This window comes from Polyangium fumosum, assembly GCF_005144585.1.
GTDB classification, from domain to species: domain Bacteria; phylum Myxococcota_A; class Polyangia; order Polyangiales; family Polyangiaceae; genus Polyangium; species Polyangium fumosum.
In genome coordinates this window covers 14,783-34,961 of sequence record NZ_SSMQ01000087.1, presented here as the reverse complement: position 1 = coordinate 34,961, position 20,179 = coordinate 14,783, and the positions used below count along the sequence as shown (strand labels likewise).

The following is a 20,179-nucleotide window of genomic DNA, read 5'->3' as shown; positions in this document are numbered from 1 at the left end:
AGGGGGTCAGGCCCCCAGGGTGAGCAGCGGGGCCGCGATTTCGGCCATCAATGGGCCGGCCAGGAATCGCCCGATACAAGCGTGGGATCCGTGGCCGAAGAGGAGATAATGCTCGTCCGGGCGGCCCGGCTGGAAGGCCTCGGGGTGTTCGAGGGCCTCCTCGTCGTCCATGGCCGAGCCGAGCGAGACGATGACCCGGCTGCCTTTTCCGATCCGGGTCGCGCGGGGCGTCCCCGCGGCGAGCTCGCAATCGGCCATGGCGGTCCTGTAGAGCAGCGACGGATAGGGGTCGAACCGCGCGGCTTCGAGCAGGATGTCTTTCAGCCGATCCATGTCCCGCTTCGTCGCGGCCTCGCGCGCTTGCTCGCCGGCCTCGCGCGCGCCTTGGAGGTACGCCAGGGCATGGAGGAGGGTCATCGCGGTCGGTATGATCGTCCCGGAGACGAGCCCGCCCAGGGTTCGACGAATGCCGGCGCGGTCGAGCCCGTGCGCCGCGGGCAGCACGAGGAGCCGGCCGAGCACGTCGTCCTCCGCGGAGGTTCCGGCGGCGATCGCGGCCTCCCGCGCGCGCAGGAGCTCGTCGAGGTACTGCTGGAATGCAATGCCGGCGGCGGCGCCGGCGGCCGCGCGCTCGTCGTTCGGGAGCGGGAAAAAGATGTAGGCCGACGCCACGCTGAGCCAGAGGAACAAATCCTCGTCGGAAGGCCCGGGGACGCCGAAATATTCGCCCGCCGTCCGCACGACCGAGGCAATGACGACCTGGGGAACGAAGTTTGGCTCGCCCTTCGCCCGTTTTTGGGCGAGATCGAGGAGCACGTGCGTGACGAAGCGGGCGCGTTCCAGCACGCGCGGCAGATCCCGCGGCCGGAGGACGAGGCGCGCGAGGGATGCCTCGCGCTTGTGGCGCTCGCCGTCGAAGCCCAGGAGAAACGGCCCCACGGTGGCCGCCATGCGGGCGTCGTATTCCTGGACCGAAAAGACCTCGGGTTTGGCGAGGACCTCCTGCACGTCCCGGAAGCGCGACACGAGCACGCCGTGCGGGGTCTCGAAGATCGGCGCCTGCTTGCGCAGCGCGCGCCAGCTCTCCGCGGTGTCGCAGAACGGCCGCCGCGCGGTCACAGGGTCCAGCAGACAGGCCTCGACGGAATCCTTTTTGTCCTCGTCGTTTTGCGCGAGCGTATAGGATTGGAGGAACGTTTCGATGGGCTGGGTCTCGGGTGGGGCCACGTTCACGAGGTAACGGAGCGCGTGGATGCCGGGCACGAAGAAATACGCGCCGCCACGCGCCCGGACGAAGCTTGGCAGCCCGCAGAGGGTATGAACGGAGGCAAGCTCGCCGTTCGGGCCGGCCACGGGCACGGTAAACGTCCCTTGGGAGAACGAAGATCCGACGACGGGGTCGTGGACCGTGCTCGGCTCGCCGCTGACGTTCCCGTTGTTCAGCCATTGCTGCACGATCTCGAACTGGAGCGAGAGCGATGCGCAATAGGCGATGAAGATGAGCCCACGATCCACGTGGTCCTCGCCCTGGCCCTCCGGCAGCGGCGGGCCATAGGCCATCCCGCGTCGGAGGAGCCGGTGCGTGCGGACCGCGGTGCGCCTCGCGACGGGCATGGCGTCGCGCGGGTTGGCGCGCCGGATGTGCGCGCCGAAGGGGCAGCGGAGGCCCTGCGGATCCTCGGTCCGGTAGGCGAAATGGTCGCGCCGCTCGGGGGGCATGTTCGGTTCGTCCTTTTCGGGGGCGAGCACCAGCGGCGCGCCGCTCCGCCACCGCCCCATGAGCTTCGCGGCGACGAGCTCCGCGTCCATGCCCAGCATCGCCGCGTTTTCCGCGACGAACCGGCGGAACCCGGGCACGTCCTGGCGCAGCTTGCGCAAGGCGAGGTACGTGCCATTGCGGCGCAGCTCCTTCGGGGTCGGGCGGGAGGCGACGGCGCCGAAATCGTCGGGATGATCGAGCAGGAACGCGCCGGGTTCGAGTACGCGCCCCGGCGGCGCGCCGCTCCCATCGCCGGCCACGCTCGGGTTGCTGCCGCCGTCGGCAAACCCAAAATGTTCCCGTCCGCCTTCGAGCCCAGCCGCCGTCTGCACGTGGAGGATACGCGTCCGCGTGGCCTCGATTTCGGCGCAAAGCTCGCTTGCACGCGCGTCCGCCTCGGCCTGGCTGCGCGCATAAACGATGGCCATCGCGTGCAGGGGCGGCGCGCCTCGCGGCAAGAGGTCCCAACGATCGGGCGCGTCCTCGCCGACGTCGCCGAGGAACGCCGCGCGTTTCTCCATTCCCTCGCGAAACTCTTCCGGGAAGCTGTCGAGCTCCTCGGCGGCGAGCCCCAGCGCCTCGAGCCCCTCGAACGTGAACGCGAGGTTCAGCGTGGAAGCAGGTCCCGGCGGCGCAGTGCGTGCCGTCGTGATGTCGGGGATCTTCGCGGCGATCCACCGCCGCCCGGCGGCGACGTCCTCGAAATGCAGGAACACGAAGCGCGCGTGGCGCATGCCGAACGTCTTGCCATAGGAGAGCAGGAGGTGGCCCTGCACGTCGTCGAGCTCGATCCTGGATTCGTCCTTCGTTTTCATGATTGTTCCCCTGCCAGGCTCGCCATCACCTGCTCGAAATTGCGCTCGATGGGATCGATCTCGGCCGGCGAGAAGAGCCGTTTCTCCCGGAGATCCCGGAGGCTCGCGCGTATGTTGTCCTCAATCGACAGGAGGAAGCGGCGTTCGGCCTCCTCGTCGACGGCGGAGAGCCGCGCGAGCCCCCGTTCGAGCTCGGCGAAGAGCGCGCCGAGATCGCCGCCGCAGTGGACCTTGCGCCGGAATGCTTCGAGTTGCGCATGCTGCGCCTTCCACCACCGGACGTCGACGACCGTCACGTCCGGGTTCGCCGCGTGGAATCGGTCGGCCTGCACCATGTGTCGCTTCACCCAGGCGACGAACGGCTCGAACTGCGCGGCCCCCGGGTAGCCCTCGCAATGCATCCAGACGAGATCGAGGCCCCAGGCCATACGAACCGAAAAATCCTTCAGGTACGGCTCGAGCTCGCCCACGAACATCGAGACGAACAAAAGCCGCCGGCCACCGTCGAGGATGGACCACTGGGCGAAATGCACGGAATCGATGATGTCGAGCACGCTCGGCCCCGCCTCCTTGCTCTCCGCGGGCCCATGCAGGACGCCCTGGAGGCGCTCGACGTACCGGAGCGCGGGGAGCGAGGGGACGAAGCCCTGCAAGATCGGCGTGACGAGCACGAGGGATCGCACGCGCGGGGGCGGGGCGAGGGTTTCCATTTCACGCATGACGTCTCCTTGTTCGTTCGTCCGGGCGGAATGCCCCCGAAACACTCATACTTCGGGCGTGAACCGCAGCTTCCCCGCCGGGCTGAGCCTTCGCTCGGCGAAGAAGAACTCCTCGGTCGGGTGGTGCTGTCGCCAGGTCTCCTGGAGCTCGGACCACCGGGCCATCAGATCGACGAGCGCATCCATCCGCGCCCGGGCCTGGCGGAACCATTCCTCCTCGGAGGGGCTCACGGCGCCGTACCACGGTCGGTCGTTGCGATACGCATCTTGCTCCTTTTCGAGGAGCTCGTGGAGCTCCTGCCGGAGGCCACGCGGGGTGAAACGCTTGCAGAGGTGCCCGAGCTCGACCTCCATGCGGGACATCAGGAGCAACGTGCGCACCCATCGATGCTGCGGGAAATCGAATCGCTCGAGGAAGAGGCGCCCCGCGGTGTCGCCCTTCTCGACGAGCCTCGCGATGGTCGCGACGTTCATGTCCAGGTTGAGCCCGCCTTCGTTTTTTTCGAGGAAGACGTGGGCGACACGCTCGCGGTAGCCGGGCAGCGCCGCCTGGCTGTCGTCTCGGAAGCTCTGCGCGAGCTCGAAGACCGCCCATAAAAAATCCTTCATGTCGGTGATCTCGCGAAACGATGGGCTCGACGTGTGGCCGTCCCGCGGCTCGGGCAAGGACACGTCCTCGTCCTCCGCGTGGCGGCTCTCCTTCGAATGCGGCGCCTTCTCCCGCAGGTTGATCCCGAAGGTCGGAAAGCGGGGGAACCAGCTATCAAAGAAGTGGATCGGGAAGTTGATGCCGATGCCGCCGTCGCTGAACCAATGGCGCCGGAGCTCGCCCGACGCCTCGACGGCGTAGAGCGGCACCGCGCAGAGGAGCACGGGGAGGCTGAGGCTCATGCGCATCGCCACGATCACGGGCAAATGCTCGTCCATCGGGAAGACGTGGTAGCCGGGCGGGAGCGCTGCGCCCTCGGGCGCGGGCGCCGTGTCCACCATGAAGCGGACGACGCTCTCGGGGAAGAGGCGGCGCATTTCGTGCTCCGCGAAGACGAACGAGCGGTCTTTTTTGATGGTCCCGTCGAGCTCCTCCTCGGGCACCGCGCGTGGCTGCCGGACGTTGAGGTCGGACGTGACCGCCTTGAAGCGAATGCCTCTCGCATGAAGCATTCCCACGGTGAGGGGCCGGTCTTTGGGCAGGCCGGCCATCTCCTGGAGGCCCTCGTGCATCCATGCGGTGAGCGGGACCTGGCCGGAGATCACGTCTCCCTCGGTGGATCCCGTGCACAGGCCAAACAGGCTCTTGCCCTCGTCGCCGTGGACGTACCGGGCGCTCGCGAGGAGCGTCCCCGCGATTCCACCGAGATAGGCGCCGGAGACGAGGAAAACCCCGCAGAGGGACAAACCTAGGAGCAGGGGGAGCCACGAGAGCTCGGCCGCGCGCGCCGTCGAGGCGTCGTGCAATACGAACGTGAAGAGCGCTGCGGCCGGGGCCACGACGATGAGGGCGGCGAGCGCGCCGGCGCACGCGCCCCACCGCCGCCCCCGCGTGTAGCCTTCGCCGGGGCTTTCGGCGCAGATGGAATCGAGCTCGGCCTTTCGCATTTCCGCGAAGAGGCGCCGAGCGGGGCGGCGCATGCGTCCTTGCGCACCGTCGCGCCGCTGCCGGTCACGCAGGCGCTTCGCGAGGAGGAGCACTTCGAAGATCGGGCGCGCCCGCGCGGTCGGCTGGAAGAGGCCCATCAAAAAGCCCTCGCGGTCGAGGTCTTCTTGCATGCGCTCGAACCGGGCGAAGCCACCTCCGTCGGCGCGGCCATACTCGGCCGCTGCGGCGGCCGCGGCCGCAATGGCTCCGGCCGAGGCGCCGCCAATGCAACGGAAGCGGCGCTGCTTGGCGAGCCGGAGGACGGCCGACGGATACACGACGCCGCTCGTGACGCCGCCCTTCATGACGAGGTCACACCGAGCGTCGTCGTCGTCCGGCACGCGCCGGTAGACCTCATTGCAATCGCTGCTTGCTCGATCGTTCATACCGCGTTCCCCCCCACGCCTCACGCCGAAGTTGCAACCATGAGGCCACGCGCGCCGCCGAGCGCCCCAGCGGCCGCGGCTTGTTCGAGGGGCACCGAAACAACACCCGCCCGCGTCGATCTCGCGGCGCTCGGCTCGGCTGTTGTTCGTGGGAGGGAGGCGGGAGCAGGGGGGGCAGAACCTTGCGTGATCAGGCAACGCGGGGCGCTTCGGCGCGCGCCCAGAAGGCGCGCAGGATCCGGAGCACCTCGTCCGGCTCCTCGACGTGCGCGAACGAGCCGCTGCGCTCGAGCACGCGAAACTCGGCCGAGGGCGCGAAGGTCAGGAACTGGCGCTGCAGGGCAGGGTAGAGCGCCCGGTCGAAGCGGCCGGCGAGCACGAGCATGGGGACGGCCACGTCTTTGAGCCGCGGCCGGAAGTCCGGAATGCGGGCGACCTCGCCGCCGATGATGAAATCGACGTCGTCCCCGCAAAACAGCGGATAGAGCTCTGCGTTGCGGGCGCCCGGCTCCGTGGCGAGCCGGCGGGCGCTCTCGGGGTTGAAGAACCGCACGAGCGGCGCGGCCACGGCAAACTCCCGCTGCATGCGCGGATCGGTCGAGGCAATGCCCTCGGCGCGCATCGCCTCGATCCGCGCCCAAACATCGGGGCATTGGTTCGCGAGCTCCCGGTTGATGTTGGCATGGTTTTGCTGCCACATCTCCGGGCTGTGCAGGCTGTTGGCGAGCACGAGCGTGCGTACGAGGGCCGCGTGGTCGAGGGAGAGCGCCTGGGCGAGGAGGCCGCCGTACGAAAATCCGTACAAATGTACGGGACCAACGTCGAGGGACCGGAGCAGCGCGGCCACGTCGGCCACGTCGCTCTCGAACGTGATCGCCCGCAGATCGGCGGGGACGTCCGAACGGCCACGCCCATGAAGGTCGACGTACACGACCCGATGGTCCGCGGCGAGCGCGTCGAAATGCGGGTGAAAGATCACGTGCGACCCGGCGGGGCCGAGGCCGGAGAGCAAGACCACGGTCTCGCCCGCGCCGGCCTGCTCCACCCAGAGGTGATGCCCGCCGACGTCGTGGAGCCGCCCGTCCGGGTGAACGAACGATCGAGGCTCCACGGGCGCGGCAGGTTTGTCCGTATTCATGCTTGCGCTCCCTTGGAATCGTCGAGCCAGAGCCGCCGCTCGATGTCACGGATCTTGTGGTAATCGGCGTGCACCTGGGAGCGGTCCGCGTGCGCGAGGACCACGAAGCCGAGGTCCAGGCTGCCGAAGAGATCCCTCGTGGGCTCGAGACAATCGCCGTTCCGGAAGCGGATGGCCGAGAAATGGTGGCTCACGAGCGACTCGACCTCGCCGAAGACCTCGACGTTCCGCACGATGCCCGGCCTCCGGACGATCAGGAACACCACGAGGACGTGGGTTTGCAGGCCAAACCCCTCCCGGACGTGCCCGAGCCGGGCGAAATAACGCACGGTCCGGTCCACCTGGCTGTCGCCGGTCGCGACGCGGCAGAACCTCGGCTGGCCGCCGCCGTGCGGGCGCGCGCCGATTTCGATGAGCCGCGGGCCCTCGCGGGTGAGCATCAGCTCCACGTGCGCCGCGCCGAACCGGATCCCGACCGCGTCGAGCACGCCGCGCGTGTAGCCGATCAAGCGCTCGATCCCCGGCGTCTTCGGGGACAACCATTCCATGCGCTCGTAGACCGCCATGTACGGGCCGTTGTCCACCTTGTGGTAGCGGCACACGTCGGTGACGGTGTGGTTTCCCTCGTAGCTGAACGTGTCCACCACGTATTCGGTGCCGGTCACGTATTCCTGCACGAGGAGCCGATCGTTGACGATGCCGAGGCGGTTCGGGCGACCCAGCATCGAATCGAAGACGTCCCGCCACCCTTCGCCGCGGGGCACGCGGGTGACGCCGTCGGTGCTGGCGCTCTTCGGCGGCTTGATCACGAGATCCCGGCCGGCGAGGCTCGAGCGGCGCAGCCACGCCTCGGCCTCGTCGGCGTCGCTCGTGCAGAGCTGCCGGAGAATGGGGAGGCCGGCGCGGGCCACGGCCGCCGCCATGTCGCCCTTGTGCCGGCGCGCGCTCGCCTTCTCGGGGTCGTTGGCGACGTCCGGGACGACGAGGGGCGCGAGCGCGTCCGCGAGCTCCACGCCGGACTCGCAGCCCGGCAGCACACACCGGGGGCCGAGGGCCCGCAGGCGCTCCACGAGGGGCTCGAGGTCCTCGCTCGCGGTGAGGATCGTCTGGAAGTGCTCCGGCCGGTAGGAGGCCGCGTAGACGGCCGGCGGCGCGGGGCTCGACACGACCGCCACCACGGGGACGCCGGCCGCTTTGAATGCGGGCGCAAAGAGAGCGCCCGAGGAGTAGGGGTCGACGATCACCGCCGGCCCATTCGGGTCACTTCGAGGCATGGTCGCCCTCCACGCAGGCGAGCCGCGCCGCCCGGCTGCAAAACCTTGCCCACGCGTCCTCGACCGCAGGGCAGAGCCCTCGCGCGCGGACGGCCGAGTGCACGAGCCCGGGCTCGATCACGAGGTCGACGGGGATGCCATTCTCGCGGAGGCGACGGGCGTAGTTTTCCGCGTCGACGCAGAGCGAGTCGAGCTCGGCGCCCATCAGGTACGCAGGCGGCAGGCCATGGAAGGCGCCGCGGACGAGGGGAGATACATATGGATGCTCGATCTGCGCGGAATCGGGGGTGTAGCAGGCTGTGTAGTATTCCATTTCGCCACCTGTGAGCAGCGGCGCGTCGGCGCCGCCGCGGCGCCAGCGGGTGAAGTCGAGGACCGGGCTGATGAGGGCCTGGCCGCGGAGCGAGGGGCCGCCGCGGTCCCGGGCCATCATGGCCACGGCGACGGCCATGTTCGCGCCGGAGCTGTCGCCGGCGATCACGATGCGGTCCGGATCGACGCCGAGCCGCGCGGCCTCGACGACGATGCCCGAGAGCGCGCCATAACAATCCTCCAGGGCCGCCGGGAACGGGTGCTCGGGCGCCATCCGGAAGTCGGGCGCGACAGTGACGAGCCCTGAGCGGCTGGCAAGCTCGGCGACGACGGTATCGTGCGTCTCCAGCGAGCCGACCACGAACCCGCCGCCGCGAAGGTAGACGAGCAGGCCGCGGCCCACCGGGGCACGCGGGCGGTAGACGCGTACCCGCACGCGCCGCCGCCCGTGGGCGACCACGTCGTCGGTGAGGGTCACGTCCGGCGGAATTTCATACGGGAACTCCCGGGTGAGCCCGAGATAGAGGGCGCGCTGCTCCGCGAGGGGGCGCGTGTAGAAGTCGGGCGGCATGGCGCGATTGCATCGGTCGATGAATGTCTGGAGGCCGTCGGCGAGGTGCATTCAATCCTCCTCGGGGGCGCGCGGGGCGCCGGTCGGGGTCGAAGGGCAGGGCGAAAGGGCGCGGCCACGCGCGGCGGCCCAGCGCTGGGCCAGGCCGTCGCGAATGCCGCGGCGGAGCAGCACCGGCAGGCAGAGGCAGGTCCCGAGGCCGCCGATCCACACGGCGCCGCGGAGGCCGATGAGCTTGATGGCGAGGGACGCGATCAGGCTGCCGAGCGGGATCGTTCCCCATAACAAGAACCGCTGGACCGCGTTGATCCGGCCGAGCAGGTGCGCAGGCGTGGCCGTCTGGCGCAACGTGAGCGAGGTCGGGCCGAACGCGCCCTCGCCTGTGCCATGCAGCACGCTGGCCGCGACGAGGGCGACGGCCGAGCCCGCGCTCCCGGCGACCGGGATGAGCACGAGGCCCGTGACCGACACGCAAGCGCTGACGACGAGCGTGGAGGCGACGCCGAGCCGGTCGACGAGGCGGGACGAGAGCAGGTTTCCGATCGGGAAGCCGAGCGCTGCCGCGCCGACGACCACGCCGCTGCCGGTCGGGCCGAGGCCCAGCACGTGGCGGCAATAGAGCACGAGGCTCGCCTCGATCATGCTGAGGAAGAGCACGTAGACGGCGCCGCACAGAATCACGGGCTCGAGCTCGGAATGGCCGAACACGAAACGGAGGCCCTCGCGGATGTCGTCGAGCATCCAGCCGGGCTTGCGGGCCCTCGGCGCGCGCGCCGGCTCGCGGTGCCGGATCGCGGCGACCGAGAGCACGGAGAGCACGAATGAGCCTGCATTGGCGGCCACCGCGACGACGGGCCCGAGGACGGCGATGACGGGCCCCGCCAGCACCGGTCCGAGCGTCCGCGACACGGATTCGGAGAAGAACAGGCGCGCGTTGCCCCGCTGCAAATCACGCGCGTCCGGGAAGAGCTCGGGCAGATACGACGTGTACGCGACCTGGAAAAAGAGCGTCGCCGTGCCGGCGAGGCCGACGAGCACGAGGAGCCACGGCAGCGAGAGCACGGAGGTGGCGGCGAGCGCCGCGATCGTCAAGAAGATCGCGGCTTGCGCGGCGTCGCAGAGGATCATCGTGCGGCGCCGCGGCAATCGATCGACGACGGCCCCGGCCGGCAGGCCGAACAGCAAAAAGGGGACGAAGAGGGCAAAGGGGAGCAGCGCCGCCTCCGCGGCCGAGGCGCCGATCACCGTGACGGCCAAGAGCGGCAGCGTGAGCACCATGAAGTGATCACCGAGCAGGTTCAGCGACTGGCCGGCCCATAACACGCGGAAATCACGCCGGGCCGAGGCGGCGGCGTCGCTCGTCTGTGTCGTCATCTCATTGTCCTCCTCCCGCAGCCTTGGATGCCACCTTGGCGTGCAGCTTGATCGCGTGCGCGGCCACCTGGGCGCCGACGGCGCACTCCATGGCCGTCTTTCCGGACAGGACCACATACGCATACCGGCTCGTGACATGGCCGGCCGGCGGCAGCTCGAGGTGTTGCCCGGGCGCCGCGAGGGTCGCCGCGACGTCCACGGACACCGGGAGCGCGGTCTGGTCCACCTCGACGGCGGAGACCGTCGTGTCCTCGGCCGGATAGAGGAAATGCACCGAGGCGACCCGCAGCCGGGTCGGCGTGATGCGCAGCGGGCGTCCACAAGCGACGTCCACCGCGACTTGCCCCGGATCGATGCCGGTGGCGACCCAGCCGACGTAGGGGATGAGGTCGCCGCCCAGCCGGGCGTTGATTTCGATCACCTTGGGACCGGCCTCGGTGAGGCGCAGCTCGGTATGCGTGATCCCGGTCCGGAAGCCGACCGCGCGGTGCGCCGCGTCGAGCACGCGGAGCAGCGCCGGGTCGAGCAGGAGCGGATCCCGCGCGTCCACGACGTGCCCGATTTCCTCGAAATGCGGGGGGAAGCCGAGGAGCTTGCGCGCGATGAAGAGCGGGACCAGACGGCCGTTCACCCACGCGGCGTCGACGCTGATCTCCGGCCCTTCGAGGTATTCCTCGATCAGCACGCTCGCGTCGTAATGGGGTACGCCGTCCTCCGTGGACGTCCTCGCGTGGTGATAGGCGGCGGCGAGCTCGTCGGGGCTCTCGACGCGGCTCACGCCAATGCTCGCGCCGAGCGCTCGTGGCTTGACCACGACCGGATACCCGATCTGCCACGCCGTCTTCGCCGCTTCCTCGACGGACGATACCAGCTTGGAGATCGCCTGCGGCACGCCGGCCGCGGCGAGCGCACTGCGCGTCTGATGTTTGTCACGGCACCGGCCGACCGCGACCGGCGAGGTGCCCGGCAGCCCGAGCGCCTCCGCGACGCGGGCCGCGTGCACCATGCGAATCTCGTCCCAGCAGATCACGCCGTCGATCGCGATGCGCGCCGCGACTTCGCGGGCGGCGGCGATCATGGCCTCCGCGTCGAGCGTGTCGACGATCTGGTGATCCGCGATGTACGACCGTTCCCACGTGGGTTCCCGGTCGAGGAAAAGAAAGACCCGCGCGGACGCGGAGATCATTCGCAGAAGGTACTCGCGGTACAGGTGATAGCCGCTGCTCACGAGCAGGATGGTGGGGCGGCCGTTCGGGTCTGCGTTCGGGCGGGTCGTAGGCATCGTGGTCTCCTGGTTTCTCGTCGTGGGGCCGAGCCCCTCGGCGCCGGCTCCCTCAAGCCTCGTGCCATCGGGCCCGGATCCCCTCGCGGCGCGGGATCCAGCGCATTTGTCGCGGGGTTTGTTGGCCGGACGAACGAAGCTTGCTTGCACGGTCACGCAAAACCCTGCAGGGGAACGCAATGCCGCAGCACGCTCGGGCTCGGCAGGTACGCGGCGCGGCGGCGCGGGTGGCGGCGCGCCGCACGGCCCGGAACGCCGCGAGTTGTGTCTGGCACACGGAATGCTGTGGGGAGGCTCGCGGCACACTGCCCCAAAGGAGGACACCTCGTGAAGTTGTACAATGGAATGGGCGCGCAGGAAAACCCGACCGCGTCCGCTGTCGGCCCGCAGTCGAGCAAGGAGCAACGGCGAGCGCCTCGCGCGAAGCTACGCGTCGTGGCCGATCGAGCGCGCGCAAGCGCCCTCGTCGAAGAGGGCCGCCGCCTCGCCGCGAGTTTTCAACTGGAGCGGGCCCTCGAACGATTCGAGGAGGCCTCGACGCTCGACGAAGGCAACGAGGCCCTCCTCCTGACGATGAACGGGCTCCAGCGCAAGCTCATTCCGCGCTGGCATTTCGCGATGCTGAACGATCACGAGCGCAACCAGGCCTTCGAGCGAGCGCTCGGGACCGCCATCGGAGACTCGCATTGCACGGTGCTCGACGTGGGCTCCGGGACGGGGCTCCTTTCCATGATGGCGGCACGCGCGGGGGCAGGGGCCGTGTTCACTTGCGAGTCGGTCGCGGCGATCGCGCGGCTCGCGCGGCGGATCATCACGGAGAACAAGCTCGACCCTCACATCTCGGTCATCCCCAAGGCATCGACCGACCTCGTCGTCGGCCGGGACATGCCGAGGCGCGCCGATGTGCTGGTGACCGAGACCGTCGATTGTGGGCTGCTCGGCGAAGGGATTCTTCCGATCGTCCGCCACGCGCGGGAAAAGCTCTTGCGACCCGGGGCGACGATCATCCCGGGGCGGGCGAAGGTCCGCTTCCAGCTCCTCGAAAGCGACGCCGTCCACCGCAACAACTTCGCCTTCGAGGCGGGCGGCTTCGACGTGAGCCTGTTCAACCAGGTCTCGACGAAATCGTATTTTCCGGTGCGCCTGCGCGCGCACCCGCACGTCTTCCTGAGCTCCGCCGCCGAGGCCTTCGAATTCGACTTCGCGCGGGGTCCCCTCGATCCGCGCACCTGCGCGGTCTCGGTCACGACGAGCCGGCGCGGCCGCGTCCACGGCATCGCGTTCTGGTTCGAGCTCGACCTCGGCGGCGGGGTCGTCCTGACGAACGCCCCGACGAACCCCCAGAGCCACTGGATGCAGGCCGTCCAATGTTTCGAGGCGCCGATCGACGTCGAGCGCGCCGAGGTCGTGACCGTCACGTGCAGGCACGACGACACGAGCCTTCGCTTCTCGCTCTCTTGATACCCAAAGCCGATTCCCCACGGAGTGACGATGCAGCACAAGAAACACATCCCCTTGGACGAACGCTCGAAATCCCCTGTCGTCGAAGATTACGACGTTTTCGCCCAATGCCTGCAGGCGTACGGCGAGAGCGACCTCTACGCCGACATCGAGACCTGGCTCGTCGAGGACAACCCGTACCGCCGCCCGCTGCGACCGCACGTGTTCAAGTACCTCGACTTCCGGAAGCCGCTCACCCGCGAGGAGCTGCTCACCTACACGAGCCTGACGGCGAGCCGCACGCTGCTCACCCTGTACGAGAGCGACTTCGTCCTGCTCCCGCGCCGCGACCTTGCCTCGAAGCGCGCCGATCTCGAGGAGTTTTACGGGCGGCGCGCGCAGGTCCTCGGCGCCGTCGTGCGGCCGTGGCTCGAGTCGTATCTGTTCAGCTTCCTCGACGACACGATCTCGGTCTCCGGGCGCTGGACGCTCGCCTCGATGAAAGAATATTTCGAGAGCTTCCTCGCCGAGGAGCGGCGGCGCACCGAGTGTCCCATGGCGAGCACCCTCCTCGCCTCCGCGGACCCAGCGCACGCGGCCCGGACGTGCCTCCTCCAGCTCGCGGGGGATTTCCTCCTCGAATCGTCGGCGATGGGGCGGAACGCGGGCGGCCATTACGGGCCGCTCCAGTCGGAGATGTTCAAGATCCTCATCGACGAGCTCGGCTACGGCGTCCACCAGACCCGGCACAGCTCGCTCTACGAGGGCGCCCTGGAGAGCGTCGGCCTCGCCTCGACGCCACACACGTACTGGCAGTTTTACCTGGGATCGTCGCTCCTCCTGAACAACTACTACAATTATGTCTGCCGCAACCACGGCCGGTTTTTCCGGTACCTCGGCGCGCTCTTCCAGGCCGAGACCGCCTTCATCGCGCTCTGCCGACGCATGGCGGACACGCTCCGCCAGATCTTCGGCCCGCGCGTCGATGTCCGCTACTTCCAGGAGCACGCCCATATCGATGGGCACCACAGCCGGATGGTCTACGACAAGATGATCCTGCCGGCCGTGGAGATGTTCGGGGAGGGGATCATCCCGGACATCGTGCGAGGGTTCGAGGAGGGCAAGCTGCTCACCGACATTGCGACGCAGGACTTCATCGATCAGGTCGCCTGGTCCGACGGCAGCGCCCACTGGAAATCCTTGGCCCCGGCGATTCACCGGAACATCGAGAAGAGCCACGACAAGCCGAGGGTGCAGCGGTTCGTCGAGCCGCGCGGCGAGCTCTCGGTGACGCACGTGCACGACGGCGACGAGCTATGCTTCATCCAGTCCGGCACCATGCGGTTCGTGACCGGGCACGAGCGGTCCGTGCTACTGCACGCGGGGGAGGGCACGGTGATCCGGCGCAATCGGCTGCACGGCGCGATCATCGAGTCCGACGAATGCACGTACGACATCCACTCGATCGGCGAGGTTCAGCGATGGCTGTCGTGACATTCGATCCGGGTCACGCGCGCTTCGTGATCGCGGGGAACCTGCGCTTTTTCCTGAGCACGACGGACGGGCACGTCTTTCACCTGCTGCGGGCGGCGTGCCCGCACCGCGGCGGGCCGCTGCACCTCGGGCAGCTCGACGCGGACGCGGGCACGATTCGTTGCCCGTGGCACGACGGCGAAGTCTCGCTCCGATGCCTGCAGCGCGACGCCGCGCCGCTCGTCGTGCGCCCGGGCAGCGCCACGGCGGTCGTGCCGGATCCGGGCGGCGAGCCCATCACGGTCGACGGTCGCCTGGTCCTTGCGACGCGCCGTTGACCGGATCCCGCGCCGGGTGTAGGCTCGGCGCATTCAGGTGGCGCCATGAAGGTCTTCCGGTAGCAACGCGGTCCTCTCGCCGGGCGGGTCCCTCCGCCGCCCGCGTTGCTTTCCCCGGCGCGCTCCATCGCCGTTCGTCCCGCGCTCCCATGGCGCGAGCGAACGAGCCTTGCGTTCGACCTTCGCCCCCGAGGACCTCATGGCGCCCCGTCTTCCGCTTACGATCAAGCTCACCCGCCGCGCCGTCGCGCGGCGCGACCTCTTCTGCGAGCTCGTCCAGAAAATCACCAAACCTTCCCAGGCCGAGGCGGCCTTCGCCTTTCATGCATTCGCGTTCAAGGCCGACGAGCACACATTCGCCCGTGAGCTCCTCTCCCGCCGCACCGAGCTCTGGCTCTTTCGGGCAAACCAGCGCGCCTTTTGCGGCGATTTTCTGGCCATCGACATGTCGAACCCGCGGCGGGCGCGCCGGCGGGCGTACGTGATCGAGCTGAAACGAGGGATGCCCGTGCGAATCGGCGGCGGCGCGGTGGGGCTCCAGCTCCAGAATGCTGACAGGGCCGTGAAGGCGCTCGCGCGGGAGCGGGGCTTGCTCGGGGACGAGGCCACGTGCGTCACCGTGTCGGGGGACGGGGCCGGAATCCTCGGGATGTTCACGTCACCGCGTCCGGCGACGGAAGACGCATAAGAGGCGTTGTTCGCGACGAGCCGCGACGTCTCGCCTCATTGCGTGGCCGAGACCACGAGCGCGCGTCAAAATCATGCTCACGGCTGGGGCAAAAAGACAGCGGTGCTGTATGAGACCGCGCCCTACGGGAGAGGTCATGGCAAAGTCGAAGAGCTGGCCCCATTTGTCCCGTGCATCGGATCTGGCCCTGCCGCCGAAGAGCCACGCGCTCGGCGTCGTCCTCTGCGATCCCGAGGGCACGATCGCCGCGTGGACCGGCCCGATCCTCGGCCGTCGGAGCGTCCACGGCGAGCGCGCGTTCTGCGCCTTCCGCGGCAACACGCTCGTCGTCGGCACCGAGCACGGTGACGTCGGCGTGTATACGCTGCCTGCCTGAGAGACTGGGATCTCCGCAGATCACGCGATTTCTTTCCAGTACATGTCGTACGACGACGTGATGTCGCCATTGATCCGCGACGAAAGGTCGTCGTACACGCGCGTCACGAGGACGCCGCTCGGCGCGCGGAGCGCCCGCAGCCGATGCACGGTGCGCCCTCGCTGCGTCTTGTATTCCGGCGGCAGCGGGCCCGCGCCGCCGTACCGCGCGGCGATGGCGACGAGGCGGATGCCGAGCGGCCGGCAGAACGCTTGCTCGATGGCCTCGACGATTGCAAAGCGCAGCCATGGGAGCTGGCGGCGCAAATAGAGGCCGTTCAAGAGAAGCGCGGGGCGATCCTCGCAGAGCCCGAAGCCACCAAACACGAACCCTTGCGCCTCGGCCACGCCCGCGTGAGGCGCGCGCACGAGCTGAAAGCAGAAGGAGAGCGGGTCCTTCCAGAGCGAGAGCACCATGTGCTTGGTGCTCTTTTCGTCTCCGTACCTGTACATCCAGCTCGTGCTGTTGAAGCAGCAGGGCACGCAGTCGGCGAAGCGCAAGAACGCCAAAAAATCGCGCCGTTTGTCCAGGTACCGAAGCGTGAAGACGCCGCTCGATCCGAGGGGCAGCGGGCGCGCGAGCGCGGGCACGGGCGGCGCGCCCTGGACGAGCGCCTGCACGGCGTGCTCGGCGCCGGGCAAATGCCGGCGAAGGCGCAGGATCGGGCCGCCGGCGACGACGCCGACGTCCTTTTGGAGTTGAACCACGAGGTCCGCCCAATCGTTGGAGCTCCAGACCTCCGTGTGGCGCCCCGGTGATACGGGGCAAACAGCGGAGAGCAGCCCCATCCGCTCGGGCGCCTTGACGAGACCACGCACGAAGTCCTCGACATCCCCACGGAGCAACGTCTCCCGATGTTCGAGGATCTGTCGCACCCGCGCTTCGCCGGTCGCCGGCAGATCGGGCGTGTCCACGAGCGCCAGCACCTCGGGGCCGGGGGGCGTGCCGACGTCCCGCGCGAACGTCTGCACGAAGTCGGCGAGCCATACGGAAGCCGCTCGATCGCCGAGGCGCTCGGTGAGGTGCGTGAAGGCGCTGTCGTGCCCCTTCGTGGTGCCGGGCGGGAAGAGGCCCTGCGCCTCGATCTGCTCCGCGGCCCAGGGCGCCTGCCCATCCCGCGCGAAGACCTCGTACCGCTCGACGAAGACCTCCGTCGCGCGCTGCGGAGCGAGCGCGGCGAGCGCGTGGAACAGGGCTTTTCGGAGCTGCGAATGCCCGCCACGTTCCATGGATCGCACGAGCGCGTGGTGCTGAATGGTGGTGGCCTGCTCTCCGCCGAGGTTCTGGAGGCACCGAATGCGCGACGTCGTGGCGACACGCGCCTCCTCGCCGCGCACGGGATCCATGTCGAGCACGCGGCGCAGGTGGGCGCGGGCCGCGTCGATCAGCGCCACGCGGCGCCGTTTGCGGCTGCTCGTGAGCGAGATCCCCTCGTCGTAATGGGCGCGCGCGGCGCCGAGGGCGTCACGGAAACGTGGATCCTGACGACAACGATCCCAGCTCGACGCAGGGCCGAGCACGCCGAGCGCGAAGGCCGCCTCGGGCGTGACGGGGCCGTCGCCTTCGAGATCGGCGAGCGTGTCCCTCTGCGTGGGAGCGTTCCGGAGGAGAGCAAGGCAATGCTCCGTGATCCACGTGGCGTTGGCCTCTTGCTCCTTCCACCAGCGCACCACGTGCGGCTCTCCTTTGTCGGGAAAAAGCAGGTCATTCCAGTGTCCGGCATGAAACAACGCGCGTCGCAACGAAGCATCCGCGAAAGCGCGATCCACGAGCTCGCGCGGGAGCAGATCGTCGCGATCGTCGTCCGTGCGCCCCCAAGAGAGCGCGATCCGCAGGAGCCATGCGTCGCGGGCCAGCGTGGTCTCCATCGGCTCGGGCTCGCCGACGAGCCGCGGCGCGTGCAGCGCGGCACGCCGTGACGGGCGGAGCAGCGCCATTGGCAATGCAAGCACGCGCGCGATGGTACGGCGTACGAGGCCCGCGTCGAGGTCGAGGCGCGCGAGCAAGAGCTGGATCGCAGGCCCGAGCGCGGGATCGTCCACACGCTGGAGCCTGCGCCGCGCCGAAAGCCGATCGCCCTGATCGGCGAGAAAGGTCGCGAGGGCGAGCTCCGCGCGACCGCGTAGATATCGCCCCGGCGCGTGCGCGAGCAACGTCTCGGCGTGATCCAGGCGTCCCGCGTGGAGCGCGCCCCCGATCAGGCCGAGCCAGCCATGGTTCCACGCATTGCGATGGCGCACGGCGCGCAAAAGGTCGATGGCCCCCGCGGGCCCGCGTTCCGGATACATCGCCATCGCCCAAAGCGCGCGCGCCTCCTGTCCTTCGCTGCCTTCGATGCGAGGCACCATTTCCTCGGCGAGACGAAGCGCATCCCCGCCCATGACGAGCAGCTCCCGCACGAGCGGCAAGGACGGTCGATACAGACGCGCCTCCTCCAGTGAATCGAGGTTTCCCACGAACGAACACGCGCGCTCGCGCCCCGGGTGATGCTCGAGTCCATCCTCGATCCGCGCAAGGGCACGCGCGCGCACCGCGCCCTCGGGCAAGGCCCTTGCGCGTTCGAGCGCCTCTCGCCGCCGTCCGCTCGCAAGCTCGACGCTGAAGCGATGCAGCCGCGCAGCTTCGACGCTGCCGAAGAGCCCTTCCGCGCGCGCGGCGATCCGCGTGAGCGCCCGCGGCGTGAGGCACTCCTCTGCGGCGAACCGCTCCTCCAGATACGCCACGAGCAGCGCTCCCGCCGGGCCCGCCTCACAGCCTTCGCGCGCGCCGACGAGCGTACGAAGCTCCGCGAGGATCCCGCCGGAGAGCTCGCCTTCACAGGTCGGGGCGCCCAAATATCGCCGCTCCAGCGCGCGCGCCGCGGCGGCGAGGTGAATCAAAACGACGGCGCGCACGGCGGGCCGACGGAGCTTTGCAGACACGGATACCATTCGACGGACAAAAACGATCCCGCGCGCCATCGAGCCCGTGGCAAACGGGTTCGACGCGCCATAGACGGAGTCCATGCGCTCCTCCTTCGGGGCGGAGGCGGACGGATGGCGCGCACGCGTGACGCGGCTTCGAATGGCCAGCAGTTCACGTGCAGCGCGCAGCCGTCCCCGTCCGCCCTGGGTACGAGAGACACCAGGGGCGACGATTGGGAACGGACGGCCCGCGCTTACACGAAGAAGAAGAACATGGCGGCGGCGGGAGTTTGCAGGCGGGCAGGGCGTCTTGTCAAGCGCCCCCGCGGTCGCTTGCGTGCTGCGACGCGCGCGCCCTGGTTGGCCCTCGGACGCACTACGGCTACCATGCGCGTCCCCAATGAAGGAGACCTTCGACCTCTCGGCCAACCAAGCGCGGCGTATCGCCCTGGCAGCACAAGGGTTTGGCGAAGCGCGGCCGGCCAGCGTGAACCGGCGTCACTTCGCGAAGACGGCGGAGCGACTCGGCGTGATCCAGCTCGACAGCGTCAACGTCATCGTCCGGACCCACTACCTGCCCGCCTTCTCGCGGCTCGGCGTGTATCCGCAGGCGCTCCTGGAGAAGGAGGCCTGGGGGAACAAGCGCTCGCTCTTCGAATACTGGGGGCACGAGGCCTCGCTCCTGCCGCTCGCGCTCCAGCCCTTGCTGCGATGGCGCATGGCGCGCGCGGAGGCGGGCGAGCAATGGGGCGGCCTCGCGCGCTTCGGCAAGGAGCGGCGCCCGTACATCGAGAGCGTGCTCGCCGAAATCGAGAAACGAGGTCCGGTGACGGGCGGCGATTTCGCCACCGGCCCGCGCGGCGCGTCGGGCTGGTGGTCCTGGTCCGAGGGCAAGCGCGCGCTCGAATGGTTGTTCTGGGCCGGCTACGTCACGACCGCCACGCGGCGTGGCTTCGAGCGCGTCTACGATCTGACCGCGCGGGTCCTCCCTGCCGAAATCCACGGCATGCCCACGCCGCCCGAGGCCGACGCCCAGCGCGCGCTCGTCCGCATTGCGTCCCGCGCCATGGGCGTCGCGACCGAGGCCGACCTGCGCGATTACTTCCGCCTCCCTTTGCAGGGCGCTCGCGCCCGCGTGCAAGAGCTCGTCGAGGCCGGCGAGCTCCTGCCCGTCAAGGTCGAGGGGTTTTCCAAGCCGGCCTACCTGCACCCCGAGGCGCAGACGCCGCGCAAGATCGCCGCCCGCGCATTGCTCTCGCCGTTCGACAACCTGATCTGGTTCCGCGACCGCACCGAGCGGCTCTTCGGGGTGAAGATCCGGCTGGAGATCTATACGCCGGCCGAGAAGCGCACCCACGGGTATTACGTTTTGCCTTTCCTCGAAGGCGACACGATCACGGCGCGCGTGGACCTGAAAGCCGACCGCAAAGAGAAGGTGCTGCGGGTGCAGGCCTCTCACACCGAGCCGGGCGCGGGCCCGGACACGCCCGACCTCTTGGCGGCGGAGCTTTCGAGGATGGCCGCGTGGCTCGGCCTGGAGCGGGTCGAGGTGGCGCGACGGGGGAAACTCGCGGGGGCGCTCAAGTCCGCTTTGAAGGGCCTCTCTGCGTGACGAAGGCGCCACGACGCCGCCCGCCATCCCGAGCGGTCCGTGGG

General features: G+C 69.2%; 15 protein-coding genes. 6 read left to right on the top strand and 9 right to left on the bottom strand.

The annotated features are described in order from the left end of the window. Positions 1 to 6: 6 nt before the first annotated feature. The 8 genes from E8A74_RS45565 to E8A74_RS45530 form a co-directional block, all read right to left on the bottom strand. Positions 7 to 2,574: a cytochrome P450 gene (locus E8A74_RS45565; RefSeq protein ID WP_136935442.1), complete on the bottom strand. Its 2,568-nt coding sequence runs from the start codon at positions 2,572 to 2,574 to the stop codon at positions 7 to 9. Further along, the gene (locus E8A74_RS45560) at positions 2,571 to 3,293 is read right to left on the bottom strand and encodes a hypothetical protein (RefSeq protein ID WP_136935441.1); all 723 of its coding nucleotides are present in this window, start codon (positions 3,291 to 3,293) and stop codon (positions 2,571 to 2,573) included. The genes E8A74_RS45565 and E8A74_RS45560 overlap by 4 nt, the downstream gene beginning before the upstream one ends. A gap of 45 nt (positions 3,294 to 3,338) precedes the next feature. Next, positions 3,339 to 5,234: a hypothetical protein gene (locus E8A74_RS45555; protein WP_476704308.1), complete on the bottom strand. Its 1,896-nt coding sequence runs from the start codon at positions 5,232 to 5,234 to the stop codon at positions 3,339 to 3,341. Between the two features lie 271 nt (positions 5,235 to 5,505). Then, entirely contained in the window at positions 5,506 to 6,453 is a 948-nt protein-coding gene (locus E8A74_RS45550) for an alpha/beta fold hydrolase (protein WP_136935439.1), read from the bottom strand. Further along, on the bottom strand, positions 6,450 to 7,727 hold the full coding sequence (locus tag E8A74_RS45545; protein ID WP_136935438.1) for an ATP-grasp domain-containing protein: 1,278 nt from the start codon (positions 7,725 to 7,727) through the stop codon (positions 6,450 to 6,452). The genes E8A74_RS45550 and E8A74_RS45545 overlap by 4 nt, the downstream gene beginning before the upstream one ends. Next, positions 7,714 to 8,661 carry an alpha/beta hydrolase gene (locus tag E8A74_RS45540; protein ID WP_136935437.1) on the bottom strand — a complete coding sequence of 316 codons (948 nt, stop codon included), beginning with the start codon at positions 8,659 to 8,661 and terminating at the stop codon, positions 7,714 to 7,716. Before E8A74_RS45540 ends, E8A74_RS45545 begins: the two co-directional genes overlap by 14 nt. After that, entirely contained in the window at positions 8,662 to 9,984 is a 1,323-nt protein-coding gene (locus E8A74_RS45535) for an MFS transporter (protein WP_136935436.1), read from the bottom strand. A gap of 1 nt (position 9,985) precedes the next feature. Next, on the bottom strand, positions 9,986 to 11,266 hold the full coding sequence (locus E8A74_RS45530; protein WP_136935435.1) for an ATP-grasp domain-containing protein: 1,281 nt from the start codon (positions 11,264 to 11,266) through the stop codon (positions 9,986 to 9,988). Positions 11,267 to 11,593: 327 nt separating this feature from the next. On the opposite strand from E8A74_RS45530, the gene E8A74_RS45525 reads away from it, so the two are divergent. From E8A74_RS45525 to E8A74_RS45505, 5 genes are all read left to right on the top strand, one after another. Continuing rightward, entirely contained in the window at positions 11,594 to 12,727 is a 1,134-nt protein-coding gene (locus E8A74_RS45525; RefSeq protein WP_136935434.1) for a 50S ribosomal protein L11 methyltransferase, read from the top strand. 30 nt (positions 12,728 to 12,757) lie between these two features. Further along, on the top strand, positions 12,758 to 14,200 hold the full coding sequence (locus E8A74_RS45520) for an iron-containing redox enzyme family protein (protein WP_136935433.1): 1,443 nt from the start codon (positions 12,758 to 12,760) through the stop codon (positions 14,198 to 14,200). Further along, complete coding sequence (locus tag E8A74_RS45515) at positions 14,188 to 14,517, top strand: Rieske 2Fe-2S domain-containing protein (RefSeq protein WP_170229870.1); 330 nt, start codon at positions 14,188 to 14,190, stop codon at positions 14,515 to 14,517. Before E8A74_RS45520 ends, E8A74_RS45515 begins: the two co-directional genes overlap by 13 nt. Positions 14,518 to 14,716: 199 nt before the next feature. Then, positions 14,717 to 15,205, top strand: a complete 489-nt coding sequence (locus E8A74_RS45510) for a hypothetical protein (protein ID WP_136935431.1) — start codon at positions 14,717 to 14,719, stop codon at positions 15,203 to 15,205. A 136-nt stretch (positions 15,206 to 15,341) separates the two neighbouring features. Beyond that, positions 15,342 to 15,581, top strand: a complete 240-nt coding sequence (locus tag E8A74_RS45505; RefSeq protein WP_136935430.1) for a hypothetical protein — start codon at positions 15,342 to 15,344, stop codon at positions 15,579 to 15,581. 20 nt (positions 15,582 to 15,601) lie between these two features. Here the strand turns inward: E8A74_RS45505 and E8A74_RS45500 are convergent, their stop codons facing one another. Continuing rightward, positions 15,602 to 18,625 carry a hypothetical protein gene (locus E8A74_RS45500; RefSeq protein ID WP_136935429.1) on the bottom strand — a complete coding sequence of 1,008 codons (3,024 nt, stop codon included), beginning with the start codon at positions 18,623 to 18,625 and terminating at the stop codon, positions 15,602 to 15,604. Positions 18,626 to 18,923: 298 nt separating this feature from the next. Here E8A74_RS45500 and E8A74_RS45495 point away from each other — a divergent pair, with 298 nt between their 5' ends. Further along, positions 18,924 to 20,135 carry a winged helix-turn-helix domain-containing protein gene (locus E8A74_RS45495; protein WP_136935428.1) on the top strand — a complete coding sequence of 404 codons (1,212 nt, stop codon included), beginning with the start codon at positions 18,924 to 18,926 and terminating at the stop codon, positions 20,133 to 20,135. The last annotated feature ends 44 nt before the right edge of the window (positions 20,136 to 20,179 follow it).